This is a genomic window from Streptomyces sp. NPDC045695 (assembly GCF_056432025.1).
Map to the genome: position 1 here is coordinate 1 of NZ_JBWKJU010000010.1, position 23,869 is coordinate 23,869.

Sequence of the window (23,869 nt, forward strand, 5' to 3'; positions counted from 1 at the left end):
CGGCCGTGGCCCTCCACGTCGAGCAGGACGGCGGAGCCCGGCAGCCCGCGGCGCCGCCGCCAGTCCTGCACGGCCAGCGCCATCGCCGTCAGCAGGACATCGTTCGCCTGGGCGTGGAAGACCTTGGTGACACCGGTCAGCACCTCGGTGGTCCAGGAGCCGGGCAGCGTGTACGACACGGTGCGGCGCCGCGCGAAAACGTCCCGCGCAGGGTCCAGGGCACGCCGCCCCAGCAGCGGGTCCGCACCGGCGAGGATCCCCGACCACAACGGCAGTTCGGCCTCGCGCTCGGGGGCGTGCGCCAGCCCGTGCAGGGCCTCGGCCCACTGGAGGACCGAGGTGCCCACCGGCTGGAGGACCGGCGGTTGTCCGTCCGCGTGTGCGGTGTAGGCCTGGGCGAGGTCGGGCAGGAGGATGCGCCAGGAGACGCCGTCGACGGCGAGGTGGTGGACCACCAGCACCAGATGGCCCGGCTCGTCCGCTCCGGCGTCGCACCACACCGCCTGGAGCATCACGCCGGCCCAGGGGTCGAGCCGGTCCACCGCTTCGGCGGTCCGCTCGGCGAGCACCGCCCGGCGCTCGTCGCCGGTCAGTCCGGCCACGTCCACACGGCGCACCAGGGGCCCTGCGGTGACGGTGCCCGGTTCGGTGACCTCGAACGTCCACGCACGGTCCTCGCCCGCCATCCGCAGACGCAGCGCGCCATGGTGGTCCAGGACGCTCTGCAGTGCGTCGGTCAGTAGGTCCTCGCGCACACCGGCCGGGACACGGAGCACCGTGGACTGGTGGAAGCGCCGGACCGGACCGTCCAGGCCGTGCAGGTGGTGCACGATCGGCGTGAGGACCACCTCGCCCACGCCGTCCTCGGGACGCTCGGCGACGGCCGCGGCCAAGGGGGTCGCGATGTCGGCGAGGGCGAGGACGGTCTTGTGGCGGAAGACGTCGCGCGGCGAGATGGTCAGGCCCGCGCGCCGGGCCCGGCTGACGAACTGGATGGAGCTGATGCTGTCGCCGCCGAGGTCGAAGAAGCTGTCGTCGATACCGACCGCGGGGAGGCCGAGGACCTCGGCGAACAGGCCGCAGAGGAGCTCCTCGTGCGCGGTGCGCGGGGTCCGCCCGGTCACCTGGGCCTGGAAGTCGGGTGCGGGCAGGGCCCGTCGGTCCAGCTTGCCGTTGGCGTTCACGGGCAGCGAGTCCAGGACGACGACCGCCGACGGCACCATGTAGTCGGGCAGCACGTCCCGCAGGTGCCCGCGCAGGGACGCGCTCAGCTCGCCCGCCACATGACCGAGCGCGGGGTTGTTGGTGCGCGGACGGCCGGCGCGCCGGCCCTCCGCGGGAACGTACACGTCGGTCAGGGGACCGGTGCCGGGCGGCAGAAAGAGGGCGTCCAGTTCGCCGTCCGTGCCCTCGGCCGACCAGGTGACGGCAACCTGGTACCCCAGCGGCTCACCGAGCTCCACCAGCGCGTCCGAAGTGGCGCCCGGGACGCCGGTGCGCAGCAGCGCGGCGCGAACCTCGGCCAGGGGCGCGCCCGCGTACAGGGCCCGGGCAGCGGCGGCCTCGTGCGCCGTCCGGCCGTTGGGCACCCCCGTGACGCGCAGCCGGGCCGGCCGCTCGGCGGCGAGCCGGTCCACGAGCTCCTGGACGGTGCTGACGTCCTCGCCCCACTGCCAGCGCGGTGCCCCGGCCGCGGAGACGGAGGGTGGGCCGGACCTCGTGCGCAGGACGACGTCGTAGCGATAGCGGACCAGCTCGTTGTCGTAGGCGCCGGTCTTCACCCGGATGTCGACGCCGCCGAAACGCTCGGCGTCCTCCGCGGCCAGGGCGTGGAAGAACTCCGGGTCGACCAGCAGCTCGTTCTCCTGGGCCGCCCGCTGGTCCACCGCCCTGCGGACGGTGTCGGCATCGGCGTCCCGGCCGCTGCGGGCGAGCTGCACCGCGGTGTCGAGAGCGCGCTTCAGGCGCAGGTTGCGCACGTCACCGACGAAGAGGGAACCGCCGGGGGCGAGCAGGTCGACTGCGCCCCGTAGCACGGAGGCGAGGTAGTCGGCGTTCGGGAAGTACTGCGCCACCGAGTTGATGACGACGGTGTCGAAGAACTCCCGGGGCAGCCCGGCGAGCTCGTGGGCCGGCCGGGCCAGCAGCTCGACTCGGCCGGACAGCTCGGGACGGGCAGCCGTCTGCCGGCGCAACCGCTCGATGACGGCGGCGGAGAAGTCGGTGGCCCAGTACGCCTCGGTCGCGTCGGCGAGCCGGGACAGCAGCAGGCCGCTGCCCACGCCGATCTCCAGGACACGGCGCGGACGAAGTGAGCGGACGCGCTCCACCGTGTCCGTCCGCCACCGCTCCATGGCGTCGCGGGGGATGGGCGTCCCGTCGTAGCTGCTGTCCCAGCCGGTGAAGTCCTCGCCGAAGTCCGTCACCCGCGTGGTGCCGTACATGGTCTGGTAGAGCTGTTCCCACTGCTCGACCTTCTCCTGTCGGCCCCGCTCCATGCGGTCCTCCAGGGACCGCCAGTCGGGCACCACGTACCCGACGAGGTGCGTGCCGCCGGGGCCGTCGTCACGGGCGACGACCTCCGCCTCGCCCACGTCCGGGTGGCCGACGAGGGCGGCGGCGACCTCGGCGGGTTCGATGCGGACACCGCGGATCTTCACCTGCTCGTCGACGCGGCCCATGTAGACGAGCCGCCCGTCGGCGTCCCAGCGGGCGAGGTCGCCGGTACGGTACATGCGGGATCCCGGCGGGCCGTACGGGCACGCCACGAACCGTTCAGCGGTGAGCGGGGCGCGGTCGAGGTAGCCCCGCGCCAGACCGGTGCCGGCCAGGTACAGCTCGCCCATGACGCCCGCGGGAACCGGCCGGAGGGCGCGGTTGAGCACGTACACCCGGGTGTTGGCGATCGGAGTGCCGATCGGCGGGGCGGAGCCGGACGCGTCGGCCGGGTCGCACGCGAAGGCGGTGACGTCGATGGCCGCTTCCGTGGGGCCGTAGAGATTGTGCAGTTCGCAGCCGAGGAGCGCGTGGAAGCGGGTCACCAGATCGGCCGAAAGGGCTTCGCCGCTGCACATCACCCGGCGCAGGGAGACGCACCCGGCGGTGGTGGGCTCCGCGAGGAAGCCCTTCAGCATGGACGGCACGAAGTGCACGGTGGTGACGTCCTGTTCGGCGATGAGCGCCGCGAGGTACGCGGGGTCCTTGTGCCGTTCCGGCTCGGCGACGACCAGGGTGGCGCCGGTGATGAGCGGCCAGAAGAACTCCCAGCCGGCGACGTCGAAGCCGCAGGAGGTCTTCTGGAGAACCCGGTCCGTGGCGTCGAGACCGTAGCGGTCCTGCATCCACAGCAGCCGGTTCACCAGGCCCTCGTGGGTGTTGACGACACCCTTGGGGGTGCCCGTCGAGCCCGAGGTGTAGATCACGTTGGCCGGGTTGCGCGGGACTGCGCGTACGGCGGCGTCACCGGCCGGACGCGGGGAGAGTGCCCCGCGCAGTGCGGCCAACGTCGCGGGATCGTCGAGCAGCAGCCGCGGCGGCGCCTGCGTGGCCGGCAGGCGGCCGAGGGTGGCCGTGGTGGTGACCAGCACCGCCGGGCGAGCGTCGGCGAGCATCGCCGCGATGCGCTCGGCCGGGTGGTCGGGGTCGAGGGGCAGGTACGCCGCACCGGTCTTGAGCACCGCGAGCAGGGAGACGATCAGCTCGTCCGAGCGGGGGACGGCGAGTGCCACGAGCCCCTCGGGGCCGGCCCCCAGCCCGCGCAGGACGTGCGCCAGCGCGTCGGCACGGGCGTCGAGGTCCTCGTACGAGATGGCCTCGCCCCGGTAGACGACCGCGTCGCCGCCGGGCGTGCGGGCGGCCTGCGCCTCGAACAGCTCCGGCAGGGTCGTGTCGGGAAAGCGGTGTGCCGTGTCGTTCCACTCGGTGAGGAGGCGCCGCTCCTCTTGCGGGGCGAGGACGTCGAGGGTGCCGACCGGCGTGTCGGTCCCCGCGCCGGCGAGGCCGTCTATCAGCCGCAGGACGGCTTCCTGGTGGACGGCCAGGTCCTCGGCGGCGTACAGCTCGGCGTTGGCGTCGAGGTCGACGCGCCAGGGGGTGTCCGCGGTCCCGCTGTAGACGACGAACGCCAGGTCCTCGACGGGACCGTTGGTGAGGTTGTGCACGCTCGCCCGGGAACCGGCGAAGTCCAGCTCGTAGTCGAAGATCTGGAGGTTCACGTGCGGTCCGGTCAGCGGCTCGCCGGCGTCGCTCAGCCGCAGGTCGCGGCGGATGTCCTCGAAACGGTAGCGCTGGTGGGCCAGGCACAGCCGCATCGCCTTCCCGATGCGCCCGAGCAGCCCCGAGAGGCTCTCGTCCGGGTCGACCGTCAGCCGCAGCGGCACCACGTTGGACACCATGCCGGGAGTGGCGCGCACGGCCTTGGTGCGAGCCGCCACCGGCAGGCCGAGGGTGATGTCCCGCTCCCCGGTCAGGCGGGCGACGTGCAGCAGCTCGACCGCGACGAACAGGGCGGGCAGAGCCACCCGGCAGCTCGACGCCACGCTGCGGAGGGCATCGATCCGCTCCTGCTCCAGCGGGGCCGACACCCGGATCCGGCCGGGCGTCCGGCCCTGCCCGGAGCGGCCGAAGGAGGCGGGCGCCCGATGACCCGTCAGGGTCTCGGCCCAGTAGGCCCGGTCGGCGGCGAAGGCGGGGGACTCGCGGTAGTCGCGGTCGTGGGAGAGCAGGTCCTGGACGGTGCCGTAGGGGCACTCCGGCACGGGGTCGCCCTCGACCAGGGCGCGGTAGACATCGGCGGCACGCCGCACGAGGACGGAGCCGCTGTAGCCGTCGAGCACCGCGTGGTGGCCCCGCAGGTACCAGTAGTGGGTCTCCTCGGAGACCTTGAGCAGGGCGAGTGACAGGACCCGGCCCTCCTCCAGGGACAGCGGCCGGTCCAGCTCGTCGGCCATCCACCGCTGCGCCGCCTCCTCCGGCCGGGACCGGTCCGTGAAGTCCAGGACCGGCACGGCGCACGCCCGGTCAGGGTCGAGGAGCTGCACGGGATCGCCCTGCGTCTCCACGAACCGCACACGCACGGCGTCGGCCTCGTCGAAGGCGCGGCGCGCGGCCCGGACGAACAGTCCGGTGTCCAGGGCGCCCCGGATCTCGACGTACTGGGCGATGCTGTAGTCGAGGCGGCCGGCGGCGAAACGCTGCGCGAGCCACATCCCGGTCTGGGCGGACGTCAGGGCGAGCTGCCGGTCCGGAGAAGCGGACATGATCGTTCCTTAGCGGTCGCTGCCGACGGGCCGATTCCGTGACGCAGGGAAGCCGGAAACCCCGCCGACCATTCAGAGTGAATAGGCGGAGGAAGTGGCGCCACGCCAGTGACTGCGGAAGGCAAGAGAAGCGCGCAGGGGAAGGCAAGAGAAGCGCGCGGGCAGAATCCCGAACGCTGCAAAGCGATTACGACCCCCGCTGTCCCCCGTGGACGCCGAGCGTGTTCAAGCGCTCTGGCGACCATACACGACCCAACTGCGCACGCCAGGTGCTTTCTTGTCGCCCCTGCGCCTGTGAGCACGGTCACCCGCGTCACTGTTTGCATCGCGACCTGCGGCGAACCGGATCGTGTCGCCAACTCGCCACCGGGCGGGGAAGGGCCGTCCTTGACAGCCGCTAATTGATCAAGGTAGCGTCGGTGAAGTTCCGTCATTGCTGAGACTGGAAGAGTCGGACGGGCGTATCGGGGGATACATCGGCTGGAACAACCCCTTTTGCGTGCCGTCGTTTAATGGCGCCTGTCAGGTGCGCGCTTTCATGGGGGATTTCGTTGACTGACTTAAGTGTGCTCACGCGCATGCCTTTCGACCGGCGTATCGAAGAATTCTTCACGTACCTGGGCGGCAGGCGCGGGACCGAGGCGGTCGGCGAGAGCCGCGAGCCGGGGGTCTGGGAAGTCTTCCGCTACGACGAGGCCGTGCAGGTCCTGGGTGACCACCGGACCTTCTCCAGCGACATGAACCACTTCATCCCCGAGGACCAGCGCCAGCTCGCGCGGGCGGCCCGGGGCAACTTCGTGGGGATCGACCCACCGGACCACACGCAACTGCGCGGCCTCGTCAGCCAGGCGTTCTCCCCGCGGGTCACCGCGGCCCTGGAGCCGCGCATCGGCCGCCTGGCCGAGCAGCTCCTGGACGACATCGTTGCCGAGCGCGGCGACAAGGCCTCCTGCGACCTGGTCGGCGAGTTCGCCGGCCCGCTCAGCGCGATCGTCATCGCCGAGCTGTTCGGCATCCCCGAGAGCGACCACACGATGATCGCGGAATGGGCGAAAGCCCTGCTCGGCTCACGTCCCGCGGGTGAGTTGAGCGTCGCCGACGAGGCCGCCATGCAGAATGTGGCGGACCTCGTGCGCAGGGCCGGCGAGTACCTCGTCCACCACATCGCCGAGCGTCGCGCCCGGCCCCAGGACGACCTCACCAGCCGGCTCGCCACCACGGAGGTCGACGGCAAGACGCTGGACGACGAGGAGATCGTCGGCGTCATCGGCATGTTCCTCATCGCCGGATACCTGCCCGCGTCCGTGCTGACCGCGAACACCGTGATGGCCCTCGATGAGCACCCCGCCGCGCTGGCGGAGGTGCGGAGCGACCCGGAGCTGCTGCCCGGGGCCATCGAGGAAGTGCTGCGCTGGCGGCCCCCGCTGGTCCGCGACCAGCGCCTCACCACCCGTGACGCGGACCTGGGCGGGCGTACCGTTCCCGCCGGTTCCATGGTCTGCGTGTGGCTGGCCTCGGCCCACCGCGACCCGCTCCGTTTCGAAAATCCCGACCTGTTCGACATCCACCGCAATGCCGGACGTCACCTGGCGTTCGGAAAGGGAATCCACTACTGCCTGGGCGCTCCACTTGCCCGGCTGGAGGCCCGTACCGCCGTGGAGACCCTGCTGCGGCGTTTCGAGCGCATCGAGATTTCCCGGGACGAATCTGTGGAGTTCCACGAATCGATTGGCGTGCTGGGTCCCGTGCGACTTCCGGCCACCCTTTTCACCCGCCGCTGAACCAGCGAGCCGTCGGCCGGGCAAAACAGCGCATCGCATCGCGACGAGGATTTGAAGTATGCCGCTCGAGCAAAGCAATCGTGCCCATTCCAGCAATCCCGCTTACATCATCTATACATCCGGATCCACCGGAGCTCCCAAGGGCACCGTCGTCACCGGCGAGAACCTGGTCAATCTGCTGTCCGACTTCCGGAGCCGGCTTTCCTTCGGCCCCGAGGACCGTCTGCTCGCGGTGACGACGTTCGGCTTCGACATCTCCAACCTCGAACTGCTGCTTCCCCTCATCAGCGGCGGCCGGGTCGTGCTCGCCTCCAAGGAGACGAGCCAGGACCCGAACGCCCTGGGCGGGCTTATCTCCGCCTCGGGCGCCACCGTGATGCAGGCGACGCCCGCGCTGTGGCAGAGCCTGCTGGCCTCGGGACACCCCGAGGACCTCCGGCAGCTGAAGGTCCTCGTGGGCGGTGAGGCGCTGCCCCAGCCGCTGGCGGGCGCCCTGCGTGACTCCGCGCGCGAGGTCACCAATGTGTACGGGCCCACCGAGACGACCATCTGGTCCACCGCGGCGTTGCTGGACGAGGAGAACGCCGGCCGCCCGCCCATCGGCCTGCCGCTCGCCAACACCCGGGCGTACGTGCTCGACAGCGCCCTGCGGCCGGTGCCCGCCGGAGTGGCGGGAGAGCTTTACCTCGCCGGCGCGGGCGTGGCCCGGGGCTACCTCAACAGGCCCGCACTCACCGCCCAGCGCTTCGTCGCCGACCCCTTCGGCCCCGCCGGCGGGCGCATGTACCGCACCGGCGACCTCGTCCGCCGGCACGCCGACGGCAACCTGGAATTCCTCGACCGCGTCGACCACCAGGTCAAGATCCGCGGCTTCCGCATCGAACTCGGCGAGATCGAAGGAGCGCTGAACCAGCACCCGGCGGTCGCCCGGGCGGCGGTCGTCGTGCATGAGGACCAGGCGGGCGAGAAGCGCCTCGTCGCCTACACGGTGGCCGCGCCCGGCCATGACGCCGCGGACACCGCCCCGCTCCGCGCCCACCTCGCCGAACGGCTACCCCAGTACATGGTGCCGTCCGCGATCGTCGGACTGGACGCGCTGCCCCTGACCCCCAACGGCAAGCTCGACCGCAGGGCCCTGCCCGCACCCGACTTCGCCGCCGCCGCGGGCACCGGCAGCGGGCCGCGCACCCCGCAGGAGGAGATCCTGTGCGGCCTGTTCGCCGAGGTCCTCGGCCTGCCGTCCGTCGGGGTCGAGGACGACTTCTTCGACCTGGGCGGCCATTCGCTGCTCGCCACGCGGCTGACCAACGGCGTCCGGGCCAGGCTCGGCGTCGAAGTCCCCGTCCGCGCCGTGTTCGAGGCACCCACCGTGCAGGCGCTCGCCACCCGCCTCGCCGGCGGCGACCGGGCCCGCCCGGCACTCGCCGCCGCCGACCGGCCCGCGGAGCTGCCCCTCTCGCACGGCCAGCGTCGGCTCTGGTTCCTCAACCGGCTGGAAGACGGCGGCGCCGCCTACAACATCCAGGCCACGCTGCGGATCACCGGCGACCTGGACCGCGCGGCGCTCGCCGACGCCCTGGCCGACCTCGCGGCCCGGCACGAGTCGCTGCGCACCGTCTACCCGGAGGCCGGCGGCGAACCCCGCCAGGTCATCCTCGACGCCACGACCGCCTGCCCCGCCCTGACCGTCACCCCGGTGAACGAGGAGCGGCTGCCCGCGGAACTCGCGCGGGCCTCGGCCGTCGGCTTCGACCTCGGTACCGAGCTGCCCTTGCGGGCCCACCTCTTCCCGCTCGCACCGGACGAGCACGTCCTGCTGCTGGTCCTGCACCACATCGCGGGCGACGGCTGGTCCATGGCGCCCCTCGCCCGCGACCTGGGCACCGCCTACAGCGCCCGGCTCGCAGGCGTGGCCCCCGACTGGGCGCCGCTCCCCGTCCAGTACGCCGACTACACCCTGTGGCAGCGCCGGGTGCTGGGCGCCGAGGACGACCCCGACAGCGCCCTCGCCGCGCAGACCGACTTCTGGCGGCGCACCCTCGGCGACCTGCCCGAACAGCTGACCCTGCCCACCGACCGGCCGCGTCCCCGCAAGCTCAGCTTCCGCGGCGACACCGTGGACATCGAGCTCGACGCCGAGCTGCACGCCCGTCTCCTCGACGTCGCCCGGCGCCACAACGTCACCCTGTTCATGGTGCTCCAGGCCGCCGTCGCCACCCTGTGCACCCGGCTGGGCGCGGGCACCGACATCCCCGTCGGCAGCCCCATCTCGGGCCGCACGGACGCCGCCCTCGACGAACTGGTCGGGTTCTTCGTCAACACCCTGGTGCTGCGCACCGACACCTCGGGCGATCCCCGCTTCAGCGACCTGCTGCGGCGCGTCCGCGACACCGCGCTGGCCGCCTACAGCCACCAGGACGTGCCCTTCGAGCGGCTGGTCGAGCTGCTCAACCCGGCACGATCGCTGTCCCAGCACCCCCTGTTCCAGGTCTTCCTCGCGCTCCAGAACAACGCCGACGCCGATCTGACCCTCCCGGGCCTGAGCGTGGTCGTCGAGCCCGACGCGCTGCGGCCCGCCAAGTTCGACCTGGCGTTCAACATCGCGGAGGCCTTCGGCGAGGGGCACACGCCCGCCGGGATCACCGGCGTCCTGGAGTTCAGCACCGACCTCTTCGACCGGGACACCGCCGCCGGGCTGGTCCAGCGCCTCGCCCGCATCCTCACGTCCGTGGCACAGGACCCCCGCCGCCACATCGGCGCCATCGAGATCCTCACCGCCGAGGAGCGCGACCGCCTCCTCGGCGTCAGCACCGCATCCGGCCCGCCCGCCGGCACGAGCGGTCCCGGGCACCCCGCCGTGGCCCGGCGCCCCCGCACCGCGACGACCCTCCACGAGCGCCTCTCCGAGATCACCGCCGACGCACCCGACGCGCCCGCGGTCCGCGCTGGCGACCGTGAACTGACCCGCGGCGACCTGGACGACCGCGCCAACCGGCTGGCCCACCGGCTGATCAGGCTCGGAGTCCGCCCCGAGAGCCGGGTGGCCGTCTTCCTGGAGCGCTCCCCGGAGCTGGCGGTGGCCATCCTCGCCGTGCTCAAGGCCGGCGGCACCTACGTGCCCCTCCACGAGGCCTTCCCCGCCGAACGGCTCGAATGGGTCATGGCCGACACCCGCTCCAGCGTGCTGCTCACCGACCGGGCGATGCTCGCCCGCCGCTTCGAGCACGACGCCACCGTCGTGGTCCTCGACGACGAGCCGCTCGACGACGAGCCCGTACCCTCCGGCGCGCCGGCCGTGCGGGTCCACCCGGACCAGCTCGCCTACATCATGTACACCTCCGGCTCCACCGGCCTGCCCAAGGGCGTCGCCATCGCCCACCGGGACGTCCTCGCGCTGGCGGCCGACCCGTGCTGGGACACCGGACACCACGAGCGCGTCCTGCTGCACGCGCCGTACGCCTTCGACATCTCCGACTACGAACTGTGGGTCACCCTGCTGGCCGGCGGGCTCGTCGTACTCGCTCCGCCCGGACGCCTGGACACCGGCATGCTCGCCCGGCTCATCGAGCAGGAGAAGATCACGGCAGTGCACTTCACCGCCGGGCTCTTCCGGGTGCTCGCCGAGGACGAGCCCGGCTGCCTCGCCGGTGTGCGGGAAGTCCTCACCGGCGGCGACGTCGTCTCGCCGATCGCCGTGCAGCGCGTCCTGGAGCACGCCCCGAACACGGTCGTGCGCCAGCTGTACGGGCCGACCGAGGCCACCCTGTGCGCGACCCAGCACGAGGTGCGCGCCCCCTTCGAGGCGGGCGCCACCGTGCCGATCGGCCGCCCCCTGGCGGACACCCGGGTCTACCTCCTGGACGACCTGCTCCGCCCCGTGCCCCAGGGAGTGACCGGAGAGGTGTACCTGGCCGGCGCCGGACTCGCCCGCGGGTACCTCAACCTCCCCGGCCGCACCGCCGAGCAGTTCGTCGCCGACCCCTTCGGGCCCCCGGGGACCCGGATGTACCGCACCGGCGACCTGGCCCGCTGGAACACCGACTGGCTGCTGGAGTTCGCCGGTCGCGCCGACCACCAGGTCAAGGTCCGTGGCTTCCGCATCGAGCCCGGCGAGGTCGCCGCGGCCGTCGCCAGGCATCCGGACGTACGGGAGGCCGAGGTCCTGGCCCGCCCCGACCACCTGGGCGAACAGCAGCTCGTCGGCTACGTCGTGGCGGACTGGCAGCGCCTGGACGACCGCGTCGAGAGCGCCACCCGCGAGCAGGTCACCGAATGGCAGCAGATCTACGACGGCATATACGGCCGCGCCACCGGGGCCGGGTTCGGCGAGGACTTCGCCGGCTGGGACAGCAGCTACGACGGAGAACCGCTCCCGCTGGAGCAGATGCGTGAGTGGCGTGAGTCCATCGTCGACCGCGTGCGCGCGCTGCGCCCCCGGCGCGTGCTGGAGATCGGCGTGGGCAGCGGCCTGATCCTCAGCCGGCTCGTGGGGGAGTGCGAGGCCTACTGGGCCACCGACTTCTCTCCCGAGGCGATCGCCGCCCTCCGCGACCGGCCCGAACTCGACGCCCGCGTGGAGCTGCGCGTCCAGCCGGCCGACGACGTCGAAGGCCTCCCCGAGGGCTACTTCGACACCGTCGTCATCAACTCGGTCACCCAGTACTTCCCGCACGCCGAGTACCTGGAATCCGTGCTGGACAAGGTGGTCGGCCTGCTCGCCCCCGGCGGCTCGGTGTTCGTCGGCGACGTACGCAACCTCACGCTCCTGCGCAGTTTCCACACGGCGGTCGCGCTGGCGCGCACGCCGGACCCGGCGGACGCGTCCGAGGTGCGGCGCGACGTCGACCGGCGCGTGCTGCGGGAGAAGGAACTGCTCGTCGCACCCGCCTTCTTCCAGCGCTTCGGCGCCGGCAACGCGCTCGTGGGCGGCGTGGACATCAGGGTTAAGAGCGGCGGCTTCCACAACGAGCTGAGCCGCTACCGCTACGACGTCGTCCTCCACCGCAAGGAGCCGCAGGACCTGCTCACCGTCCCCAGCGCTCCCGTGCTGACCTGGGCCGACGACATCACGAGCCTGGCCGCGCTGCGCGAGGCCCTGGCCTGCGGCCGGCCGGAGGCGCTCCGCGTGACCGGCGTCCCGAACGCGCGCACGGCGGCAGAGGCCGCGGCCGCACGGGCCCTGGTGGCGGGCGAGGACCTCGCGGGGATCCGCGAGGCGTACGCCCGCGCCGAGGGGATCGACCCCGACGCCCTCACCGCGCTCGGTGCCGAACTGGGCTACCGGACCGCGCTCACCTGGACCGACGGCGACACCGAGGGCCGCCTGGACGCCCTGTTCGCCGCCGCCCCGGCCGGATCGCCCACACCGCCCCTCGTCACGCACGGCGCGCACGACGGCCTGCGGGCGTACCGCGGCGCGCTCACCAACGACCCGGTCGCCTTCCGCGAGTCCGGTCAGCTGACCGCCTCCCTGCGGGAGTACCTGCGCGACTGGCTGCCCGACTACATGATCCCCACGGCGTTCGTCGTGCTCGACTCACTCCCGGTCACCGAGAACGGCAAGCTCGACCGCGCCCTCCTGCCCGTCCCCGACCTGGTCGCCGACGTACGCGGCGGGGCACCCCGGACCCCGGAGGAGGAAACCCTCTGCCGGCTGTTCGCCGAGGTGCTGGGCGTGCCGGGGGTCGGCGTCGACGACGGCTTCTTCGCGCTCGGCGGCCACTCCCTCCTGGCGATCCGCCTGGTCAACGCCGTGCGAGCCGCCATGGGCGTCGAGCTGACCGTGCGGGCCGTCTTCGAGGCGCCCACCGTGGCGGAGCTGGCCCGGCGTCTGGGCCCCGCCGACCACGCGCGGCCGGCCCTCGTGCCGGTGGACCGGCCGGATGTCGTGCCCCTGTCGTACGCCCAGCGGCGACTGTGGTTCCTCAACCGCCTGGGCGAGGCGGGCGGCGCGTACAACATCCCCGTCGCCCTTCGGCTCTCCGGCGACCTCGACCGGCAGGCCTTGGCCCAGGCACTGCGGGACGTGGTGGTCCGCCACGAGAGCCTGCGCACCAGCTTCCCCGAGCACGACGGCGAGCCCTGCCAGCTGGTCCACGACCCGGCGGACGTCACCGTCGGACTCGACGTGGTGCCGGCCGATGAGGAGACCTGGCGGCAGGCTGTGGCGCAGGCCGGCGCGTACGGCTTCGACCTCACCCGCGAACTGCCGCTTCGGGCCACCCTGTTCCCCCTGTCCCGGACCGAGCACGTCCTGCTGGTGGTGCTGCACCACATCGCGGGAGACGGCTGGTCCATGGGTCCGCTCGCCCGCGACATCGCCACCGCCTACGCCGCCCGCTCCGGGAACAGCGCGCCCGGCTTCCCGCCGCTGGCCGTCCAGTACGCCGACTACACGCTGTGGCAGCGCGAAGTGCTCGGCAGCGAACAGGACCCCGTCAGCCGGATGTCCGAAGAACTCGCCCACTGGCAGGACGCCCTCGCCGGCCTGCCCGCGGAGCTCGACCTGCCCACGGACCGTCCCCGGCCCGCCGAGTTCAGCTACCGGGGCGGGTCCGTGCCCCTGACGATCGACCCCGCCCTGCACGACCGGCTCGCCCGGCTGGCGCGCGAGCACCACGCCAGTCTGTTCATGGTGCTCCAGGCCGGCCTCGCCGCCCTGCTGACCAGGCTCGGCGCCGGTACCGACATCCCCATCGGCACCCCCGTCGCCGGACGGGACGACACAGCGCTCGACGACCTCGTCGGCTTCTTCGTCAACACCCTGGTGCTGCGCACGGACACCTCCGGCGACCCCGGCTTCGCCGAGCTGCTCGGCCGGGTGGCCGAAGCGGACCTGGCCGCGTACGGCAACCCCGACGTGCCCTTCGAACGACTGGTCGAGGTGCTCAACCCGCCCCGCTCGCTGGGCCGGCACCCCCTCTTCCAGGTCATGCTCGCGCTGCAGAACAACGCGGAGCCGGACCTGCGCCTGCCCGGGCTGGGGGTCGGCGTCCCCGACATCGACCTCACCTCGGTCAAGTTCGACCTCGACGTCCAGCTGAGCGAGAGCTTCGACGAGAGCGGCGCACCGGCCGGCATCACCGGCCGGATCGCCTACAGCGCCGACCTGTTCGACGAGGACACGGTCGCCCGCCTGGGCCGGCGGCTGGTCCGCCTGCTGACGGCCGTCGCCGTCGATCCGGCGCTGCCCCTCGCAGCCGTCGACATCCTCACGCCGGACGAGCACACCCGGATCGTGGAGGAGTGGGGCGGCACGGCCGGCCCCGGCCCCGTGACGGACGCGGTGGAGGCCTTCGAGCGCACCGCCGCCGCCTCGCCCCAGTCCACCGCGGTGGTCAGTGGCGGCACCACCCTGTCCTACGCGGACCTGGACGGCCGGGCGAACCGGCTGGCACGCCTCCTGCGGGCGCGCGGCGTCCGCCCGGGCGACCTCGTCGCCGTCGCCCTGCCCCGCGGCGCCGACATGGTCGTGGCGGTCTGGGCGGTCCTCAAGACCGGCGCCGGCTACGTGCCGGTCGAACCGGCGTACCCGGCGGAACGCATCGCGTTCATGCTGGCCGACGCCACACCCGGCCTGGTGGTGACGCACTCGACGGTCGCGGACCATCTGCCCGTCGGCACCACCGCCGAGGTCGTCGTCCTGGACGGCGACGACACCGTCCACGACCTCGCCGGGCTGCCCGGCACGTCGCTCACCGGCCGCGCACCGGTCCCGGGCGCGACACCCGCGTACGTCATCTACACCTCGGGGTCGACCGGCCGGCCCAAGGGCGTGGTCGTCTCCCGCCGGTCCATGTCGGTGTTCCTGTCCTGGGCGGTGCGGCACTTCGGCGCCGAGGGCCTGGCGAAGGTGCTGGCCTCGACGTCGCTCTCCTTCGACGTTTCGGTCTTCGAGATCTTCGCGCCGCTGCTCGCCGGCGGATCCATCGAGGTGGTGACCGACCTCCTGGCGCTCGCCGAACGACCCTGGTCCGGAACGCTGATCAGCGGTGTGCCGTCGGTCGTCTCGGCCCTCCTCGACGCCGGCACACCGCTGGACTGCGACCGGATCGTCCTGGCCGGCGAGGCACTGCCCGAGCACCTCGTCCGCAGGCTGCGGCAGCACGCGCCCGGCGTCCGGATCGCCAACCTGTACGGGCCCACCGAATCCACCGTCTACGCCACCGGCTGGTACGAGAGCGCGCCGGGCCAGGTGTGCGCGCCGCCCATCGGGCAGCCGCTGCCCGGCTCCCGCGCCTACGTCCTCGACGCCCGGCTGCGCCCCGTGCCCGCCGGAGTCTCCGGCGAGCTGTACCTGACCGGCCCCAAGGTCGCCGACGGCTACCTCGGCCGACCCGGCCTGACGGCCCGCCACTTCGTGCCCGACCCCCACGGTCCCGCCGGCTCCCGCATGTACCGCACAGGCGACCTGGCCCGCTGGGACGCCGACGGCGTCCTGCACTACCTGGGACGTGCCGACCAGCAGGTCAAGATCCGTGGGTTCCGCATCGAACCCGGGGAGATCGAGAGCGTCCTCGCCCGCCACCCCGCCGTCACCCACGCCACCGTCACCACCGCCCCCGCGCCCACCGGCGAACACCGGCTCGTCGCCTACGTGACCACGGCACCGGGCACGCACCCAACCCACGACGAACTGGTCCGGCACGTCACCGCCACGCTCCCCGAGCACATGGCGCCGGTCGCCACCGTCGTCCTGGACGTCCTGCCGGTCACCGCCAATGGCAAGCTCGACAGGAAGGCACTGCCCGCCCCCGACTTCGGCACCGCCGCGCAGGGCCGTGCCCCGCGCACCCCTGCCGAGGAGCTGATGTGCGCCCTCTTCGCGGACGTCCTCGGCGTTCCCCACGTCGGCGCGGACGACAGCTTCTTCGACCACGGCGGCCACAGCCTGCTGGCCACCAGGCTGGTCAACGCCGTCCGTACCGCCTTCGGCGCCGAACTCACCCTGCGGGCGGTCTTCGAGACCCCGACCCCCGCCGGCCTCGTCGAGCGGCTCCCCTCGGCGGGGGTGGCCCGCCCGCCCCTGACCCCGGCCGAGCGCCCCGAGCGGATCCCGCTCTCCTACGCCCAGCAGCGACTGTGGCTGCTGAACCGGCTCGACGGCACGGGCGACACCTACAACGTGCCCATGGCACTGCGGCTGACCGGGCCTCTCGACCTCGACGCCCTCCAGGCAGCGCTGACCGACCTCGTGGACCGCCACGAGACGCTGCGCACCGTGTACCCGGACGTCCACGGAGTCCCCTCCCAGGTCATACGGGACACCGCCGCGGCCGCGCCCCGGCCGACCCTGACGGACACGACCGAGGAGCGGCTGCCCGCCGCGCTCGCGGAGGCCGCCGGACGCGGCTTCGACCTGACCGCCGACCTCCCGCTGCGCGCCACCGTGTTCCGGCTCGGCCGGGAGGAGCACGTCCTGCTGCTGGTGCTGCACCACATCGCCTGCGACGGCGCCTCGCTCGCCCCGCTGGCCACCGAACTCGGCGCCGCCTACCGGGCACGGCTGTCCGGCGTCGCCCCCGACTGGCGGCCGCTGCCGGTCCAGTACGCCGACTACACCCTGTGGCAGCGCGCGGCACTGGGCTCCGAGGACGACCCGGACAGCCTCGTCGCCCGCCAACTGGCTCACTGGCGCACGGTGCTGGCCGGCATGCCGGAGGAACTGCCACTGCCCGCGGACCGGCCGCGCCCCGCCGTGCTCGGCCACCGCGGCGGCACCGTGACGGCGGAGCTCGACGCGACCCTGCACCACCGGGTGCGGGAGCTGGCCCGGCTGAGCGGCGCCACGCCCTTCATGGTGCTGCAAGCGGGCCTCGCCGCCCTGCTCACCCGGCTCGGCGCGGGCACCGACATCCCCGTCGGGACCCCGGTCGCCGGACGCGGGGACGCGGCGCTCGACGGGCTCGTCGGCTTCTTCGTCAACACCCTCGTCCTGCGCACCGACACCTCGGGCGACCCCGCCTTCGCGGAACTGGTCCGGCGGGTCCGGCAGAACACGCTCGCGGCACTGGCCCACCAGGATGTGCCGTTCGAGCGGCTCGTCGAGGCGCTCAACCCGGAACGCAGCATGTCCCGGCACCCGCTGTTCCAGGTGCTCGCGACGGTACGGGACTACCGCCCGCCGACGGCCGACCTGGCCGGAACGTCCGCCACCGAGGTGATCGTGGACCCGGGCGTGGCCAAATTCGACCTGGAATTCACCTTCGGCGAGACCTTCGAGGCGACCGCGCCCGCCGGCATCGCCGTCGAACTGCGCTACAGCAAGGACCTCTTCGACGACATCACCGCCCAGGGGCTCGTCACCCGCCTGTCGCGCCTGCTGGAAGACCTCACCGCCGACCCGCAGAAGCCCGTCGGCGCCGCCCCGGTGCTGCTGCCGCACGAGGCCCGCGCGATCGAAGGCCGGGCCGGCACCGGAGCACCCGTACCCGAGGACACCGTCACCGCGCTGTTCGAGGCCCGGGCGGCGCGGACCCCCGACGCCATCGCCCTGCGGTCCGGCGCGACCACCCTGACGTACGCGGAACTCAATCGGCGCGCCAACCGCGTCGCACACACCCTCACCGGACTCGGCATCGGGCCGGAGAGCTTCGTCGCGCTCGTCCTGCCCCGCTCGGCCGACCAGATCACCGCCCTCCTCGGGGTGCTCAAAGCGGGCGCCGCCTACATCCCGGTCGACCCGGACTACCCGGCCGCGCGCGTGCGCGCCATGCTCGACGACGCCCGGCCCGCACTGGTGGTCACCCGACTGGACACCCTCGGCGCGCTCCCGGCACCGCTCCCCGGCGGCACCCGCGTCCTCACCCTCGACGAGCCGGAGACGGCCGCGGCGATCACGGCCGCGGCGAGCACCGACCCCACCGACACCGACCGGACGGCGCTCCTGCGGCACGAACACCCGGCCTACCTCATCTTCACCTCCGGATCCACCGGCCGGCCCAACGGCGTGGTCGTGACCCACACTGGCACCGCCAACCTGGCCGCCCGCCAGATCGAACGGTTCCGGGTGGGGGAAGGGGACCGGATGCTCCAGTTCGCGTCCCCGAGCTTCGACGCGGCCTTCTCCGAAGTCTGCACGGCACTGCTCTCGGGCGCGGAACTGGTCCTCGCCTCCAAGGACGAACTGACTCCCGGCCGCCCGCTGGCCGAGCTGCTCACCCGGCACCGGATCACCCACGTGACCCTGCCGCCCGTCGCCCTGCCGCTACTCCCGCCGGAGGCGCTCGCCTCCGTCACCACCCTGGTCACCGCGGGCGACGCCCTGCCGCGCGACGCGGTCCGCCGCTGGGGACCGGGCCGCCGGCTCGTCAACGCGTACGGGCCGACCGAGGCCACCGTGTGCGCCACCATGAGCGAGCCGCTGACCGGCGACGACGAGCCGACGATCGGCAGCCCCCTGGGCGGGGCCCGCGTCCACGTCCTCGACGACCGGCTGCGCCCCGTGCCCCCCGGCGTCACCGGCGAGCTGTACATCGGCGGGCCGGGCCTGGCCCGCGGCTACGCCGGCCGCCCGGGACTGACCGCAGCGCGGTTCGTGGCCGACCCGTACGGCCCGCCGGGGGCACGCATGTACCGCACGGGCGACCTGGTGCGCCGGGACCGGGTCGGCCGGCTGCACTTCGGCGGCCGCGCCGACCACCAGCTCTCGGTGCGCGGGTTCCGCGTCGAGCCGGGCGAGGTCGAGGCGGTGCTCCTGGCCCACCCGGCCGTCGCGCAGGCCACCGTGGTCCTCTACGACGACGGGCGCGGCGGACGGACGCTGACGGGCTACGTGGTGCCGGCCGAAGGGCACACCGCCGACGCCGCGGCGCTGCGGCGGCATGTGGCCGGCGCGCTGCCCGGCCACATGGTGCCGGCGGCGGTCGTGCCGCTGGAGCGGTTCCCGCTCACTCCCAACGGCAAGCTCGACCGGAAGGCGCTGCCCGCTCCCGGGTTCACCACCGAAGCGTCCGGCCGCACCCCGCGCACCCCGCGCGAGGAACTGCTCTGCGCACTGTTCGCGGAGGCGCTCGGTGTGCCCCGGGTGGGCATCGACGACAGCTTCTTCGCCCTGGGCGGCCACTCACTGCTGGCCGCCGGGCTCATCGGCCGCCTGCACGAGGCGCTCGGTGTCGAGATCGGTCTGCGGAGCCTGTTCGAGGCGCCCACCGTCGCCGAACTCGCCGAACGGCTGGAGGCCGGCGCTGGCGCCGGTCCGGGCGGGGGCGAGTTCGACGTCCTGCTGCCGCTGCGCGTCGGGGGCGAGGGACCCGCGCTGTTCTGCGTCCCCGCCGCCGGCGGACTGGGCTGGTCGTTCGCCGGGCTTGCCCGGCACATCCCCGGCCGGCACCCGCTGTACGCCCTGCAGTCGCCCGGCCTGTCGGACCCGCGGGAGCGGACCGCCACCGTCGAGGAGACGGCCGCGCGGTACGTGGAGCGGATCCGCGAGGTGGACCCGCACGGTCCGTACCACCTCGTCGGCTGGTCGGTCGGCGGGCTGATCGCCCACGAGATGGCCGTACGGCTGCGGGCCGGGGGCGCCGAAGTCGCCCTGCTGGCCGCTCTGGACACCTACCCGCTGGCGGGCACGCCCGTGACCCCGCCCGACCCCGCGGAGGTGCGGGAGACGGTGCGCGGCCAGGCCGGCGGCCACCGCCTCGACGACGCCGCGATCGAAGGGCTCGTCGCCGTCTATCTCGGCAACACCCGCGCGGCACGCGCCTTCACCCCGGGCGTCTTCGAGGGCGACCTCGTGCACTTCGCGGCCGACCAGGACGCCACCGGGACGCTGACGCCCCGGCTGTGGCAGCCGCACATCGGCGGACAGGTGGAGCAGCACCACGTGGCGTGCGGCCACGAGGAGATGACCCGTCCCGGACCGCTGTCCGTCATCGGCCCCGTACTGGCCGGGAAGCTGGCCCGCGGCCTGCCCGCACCGCACGACGGACACCACGACACGGGCACCGCCGCAGACCACGACCAACACCCCGACGAGCACCGTACCCACGGCGCTTGATCACCGACGACACGGAGAGAGACACATGGCGACCGACCCCTTCGAGGACGAGAACGGCACCTACTTCGTGCTGCGCAACGACGAAGGACAGCACTCCCTCTGGCCGGCGTTCGCCGACGTCCCCGCCGGCTGGACCGCGGTGTTCGGCGAGGCGGGCCGGCAGGCCTGCTTGGACCACATCGAGGACAGCTGGACCGACATGCGCCCCGCCAGCCTGGTCGCGGCGATGGGAGACAGCGCCGGCTGACGCGCACCGACGGGGGAACGAACGGCACTACTCAGGAGAACGCGGCTGTGAACGCACCACGCAACACCGGCTTCCAGGAAATGTCCATCGACCATGTGACGCTCTACGTCGAAGACCTCGACGCCAATGCGGCCGAACTCGCCCGCACCTACGGCCTCGAGGTGTACGCCAGGGGTGACGCGGAGGACGGAGCGCGTTCCGCTGCGGTCGGCCGCGAGCGGATACGGCTGGTACTGACCGAGGCGGTGGACGACGACCACCCGGCCGCCGTGTACACCCGCCTGCACGGCGAGGGGGTCGCCGACATCGCCCTGAAGGTGCCCGACGCCGCGGCCGCCTTCGCCGAGGCCGTCCGCCGCGGCGCCCGGCCCGCCGCGCAACCGGCCGAACGGGACGGCGTCACCACCGCCTCGGTGATGGCCTTCGGCGACGTCCGGCACACGTTCGTCCAGCGCCGCGAAGGCGTGCCCGCGGACCGGCTCCCCGGCTTCGTCCCCGCGAGCGGCCGTGAACCCGGCGCACCGACCGGGCTGTTGGAGATCGACCACTTCGCGGTGTGCCTGGAACCAGGCGAACTCCGGTCCGTCGTCGAGTTCTACGAGCGGGTCCTCGACTTCCGCAACACCTTCACCGAGAAGATCGTCGTCGGTGCGCAGGCGATGGACTCCGAAGTCGTCCAGAACCCGTCCGGCACGGTGACGCTCACCCTCATCGAGCCCGACACCCGCCGGGAGCCCGGGCAGATCGACTTCTTCATCAAGAACCACGGCGGTGCCGGTGTCCAGCACATCGCCTTCCGCACCGAGGACATCGTGGCCTCGGTGGGCACCATGCGCACCCGGGGCGTCGACTTCCTGAGCACCCCCGCCACCTACTACCACATGCTGGGAGACCGGCTGCGGCTGGTACGGCACTCCACGGACCGGCTCGCCGCCCTCGACGTCCTGGCCGACGAGGACCACGCCGGTCAGCTCTTCCAGATCTTCACCAGGTCCGTCCACCCCCGCAGGACGCTGTTCTTCGAGGTCATCGAGCGGGCCGGGGCCACCACCTTCGGCAGCGGCAACATCAAGGCGCTGTACGAGGCCGTCGAAGCGGAGCAGCTGGGATGACCGTCGCCGAGGTGCTGAAGGCGCCCGATCCGGTGTGCCTGGAGGACGTCCGCGCCGACGCCCGCGCGGTGCTGGAGCCCGGCACCTGGGACTTCGTCGAGGGCGGCAGCGGCACGGAGACGGTCATGGCCGCGAACCGCGCCGCCTTCGCCGAGGTGGCCCTCGTGCCGCGCGTCCTCACCGGCGTCGCCGAGGCCGACACGCGCACCCGGCTGCTCGGCAGCCACGCCGCCATGCCCGTCGCGGTCGCCCCCATGGCCTACCAGCGGCTGCTCCACGACGACGGCGAACTCGCCGCCGCGCGGGCGGCCCGCGCGGCCGGCGTCCCCTTCGTCGTGAGCACCCTGAGCAGCCACCGGGTCGAGGACGTCGCCGCGACCGGGGCGACCACCTGGTTCCAGCTCTACTGCCTGCGCGACCGGGCCAAGAACCACGAACTGGTCGCCCGCGCCGAGGCCGCCGGCTGCGAGGCGCTCATGGTCACCGTCGACGTCCCGCTGATGGGCCGCAGGCTCCGGGACGTCCGCAACGGCTTCGTGCTTCCCCGCCACGTGCGGGCGGCCAATCTGGACAGCGGCCCGGCCACCGATGCGCACCGCCGGTTCGGCGGCGACTCCGCGCTCGCCGTGCACACCAGCGCCGCGTTCGCGCCCGGGCTGACCTGGCGCGACCTGGCCGAGCTGCGCGACCGGACGTCGCTGCCCCTGGTGGTCAAGGGGATCCTCGACCCGCGCGACGCCCGCTCGGCGGTGGACGCGGGCGCCGACGCCGTCGTGGTGTCCAACCACGGAGGTCGTCAGCTGGACGGCGCCGTGTCCAGTGTCCGGGCGCTGCCCGCAGTGGCCGAGGCCGTCGGCGGCGCGTGCGAGGTCCTGCTGGACAGCGGCGTGCGAGGCGGCACGGACGTGCTCAAGGCGCTGGCCCTCGGCGCCCGGGGCGTCCTGCTCGGCCGGCCGGTGCTGTGGGGCCTGGCGGCGGGCGGTGAGCGGGGCGTGGAGCAGGTACTGGACCTGGTGCGCACCGAGTTGGGCCAGGGCATGACCCTGGCCGGCTGCGCCGACGCAACGGCCGCGGCAGCGCTGCGTACGGAGAGGACCGCCGCCCATGCGTGACACGGACCCCGTGGACCTGGTCACGGCCGAGCTGCACGGATCGCTGGAGGACCCGGCGCTCACGTCGATGAACTTCCTCAACGAGATCACCGGGCGCTACCCCGAGGCGCTGTCCTTCGCGCCGGGCCGCCCCGTGGAGCGGTTCTTCGACGTGGAGTCCGTCAACCGCCGGCTGCGGACGTTCAGCGACCACCTCTCCGGCGAACTGGGCTACTCCCCGGAGAAGGTGAGCCGGACGCTGTGCCAGTACGGCCGCACCAAGGGCATCGTGCACGGCCTCATCGCCCGCAGCCTCGCGTGCGACGAGGGCATCGACGCCGACCCGGAGGCGGTCGTGGTCACCGTCGGCTGCCAGGAGGCGATGTTCTTGGTCCTGCGGGCGCTGCGCGCCGACCCCCGCGACGTCCTGCTCTCGGTCTCGCCCATGTACGTCGGTCTCACCGGCGCGGCACGGCTGGTCGAGATGCCCGTCCTGCCCGTCGCCGGCGGCGTGGCGGGCATCGACCTGGACGACCTGGTCGCGCAGATCCGCGGCGCGAGGCAGCGGGGGCAGCGCCCGCGGGCGTGCTACGTGATGCCCGATTTCGCCAACCCGTCCGGTCTCAGCATGGACCTGGCCACCCGGCGCGCACTGCTGGAGGTGGCCGAGCAGGAGGACATCCTCCTGCTGGAGGACAACCCGTACGGCCTGTTCCACGGCGGTGGGGGAACACCGCCCACCCTCAAGGCGCTGGACACCGGCCGTCGCGTGGTCTATCTGGGCTCCTTCGCCAAGACGGTGCTGCCCGGAGCCAGGGTCGGCTACGCGGTGGCCGATCAGCGCGTCCGTGACGCGCAGGGCGTCACCGGCCTGTTCGCCGACCAGCTCTCCAAGATCAAGAGCATGGTGACGGTGAACACCTCGCCCATCGCCCAGGCGGTCGTCGGCGGGGCGCTGTTGGAGAACGGGTTCAGCCTGGACGCGGCGAACAGCCGCGAACAGGAGGTCTACCGGCGCAACCTCCGCCAGGTCGTGGACGGGCTGGAGGCCAGGTTCGGGAACTGCGAGGGCGTCTCCTGGAACACCCCCGCCGGCGGGTTCTTCGTCTGTGTGACTGTGCCGTTCACGGTCGACGACGACCTGCTGGAACTGTCCGCGCGGCGCTTCGGCGTGCTCTGGACACCGATGGGCCACTTCTACAGTGGACCGGGCGGTTCCCACGAGCTCCGTCTCTCCGTGAGTTCCCTCACGGGTGCCGACATCGAGGAGGGGCTCGACCGGCTCGCAGCCCTCTTCGCTGAACGGGGCTGCGCCCTCGCCACGAATACTCAGCTTATGCAGCGCGAAGGCCGAGCCCCGTAATCTGCGAGCACGTGGGGATT

6 protein-coding genes and 1 pseudogene are annotated in these 23,869 nt (G+C 73.1%); 6 read left to right on the plus strand and 1 reads right to left on the minus strand.

Features of this window, described 5'->3' with window-relative positions; all coding sequences use genetic code 11:
* The coding region (locus AC07DU_RS18880) for an amino acid adenylation domain-containing protein (RefSeq protein WP_479112417.1) at positions 1-5,258 on the minus strand (5,258 nt) is incomplete at its 3' end.
* 578 nt (positions 5,259-5,836) lie between these two features.
* Between AC07DU_RS18880 and AC07DU_RS18885 the strand changes: the two genes are divergently transcribed.
* The 6 genes and pseudogenes from AC07DU_RS18885 (at position 5,837) to AC07DU_RS18910 (ending at position 23,849) form a co-directional block, all read left to right on the plus strand.
* The gene (locus AC07DU_RS18885) at positions 5,837-7,039 is read left to right on the plus strand and encodes a cytochrome P450 (protein ID WP_479112419.1); all 1,203 of its coding nucleotides are present in this window, start codon (positions 5,837-5,839) and stop codon (positions 7,037-7,039) included.
* 58 nt (positions 7,040-7,097) lie between these two features.
* A pseudogene (locus tag AC07DU_RS18890) lies at positions 7,098-20,036 on the plus strand (amino acid adenylation domain-containing protein); the annotation flags it as partial.
* 25 nt (positions 20,037-20,061) lie between these two features.
* Positions 20,062-20,283, plus strand: coding sequence for an MbtH family protein (locus tag AC07DU_RS18895; protein WP_479112421.1), 222 nt, complete (start codon positions 20,062-20,064; stop codon positions 20,281-20,283).
* A 47-nt stretch (positions 20,284-20,330) separates the two neighbouring features.
* Positions 20,331-21,395 carry a 4-hydroxyphenylpyruvate dioxygenase gene (hppD, locus tag AC07DU_RS18900; RefSeq protein ID WP_479112423.1) on the plus strand — a complete coding sequence of 355 codons (1,065 nt, stop codon included), beginning with the start codon at positions 20,331-20,333 and terminating at the stop codon, positions 21,393-21,395.
* Positions 21,392-22,507 carry an alpha-hydroxy acid oxidase gene (locus AC07DU_RS18905; protein ID WP_479112425.1) on the plus strand — a complete coding sequence of 372 codons (1,116 nt, stop codon included), beginning with the start codon at positions 21,392-21,394 and terminating at the stop codon, positions 22,505-22,507. The genes hppD and AC07DU_RS18905 overlap by 4 nt, the downstream gene beginning before the upstream one ends.
* On the plus strand, positions 22,500-23,849 hold the full coding sequence (locus AC07DU_RS18910) for an aminotransferase-like domain-containing protein (protein WP_479112427.1): 1,350 nt from the start codon (positions 22,500-22,502) through the stop codon (positions 23,847-23,849). Before AC07DU_RS18905 ends, AC07DU_RS18910 begins: the two co-directional genes overlap by 8 nt.
* Positions 23,850-23,869: the final 20 nt, after the last annotated feature.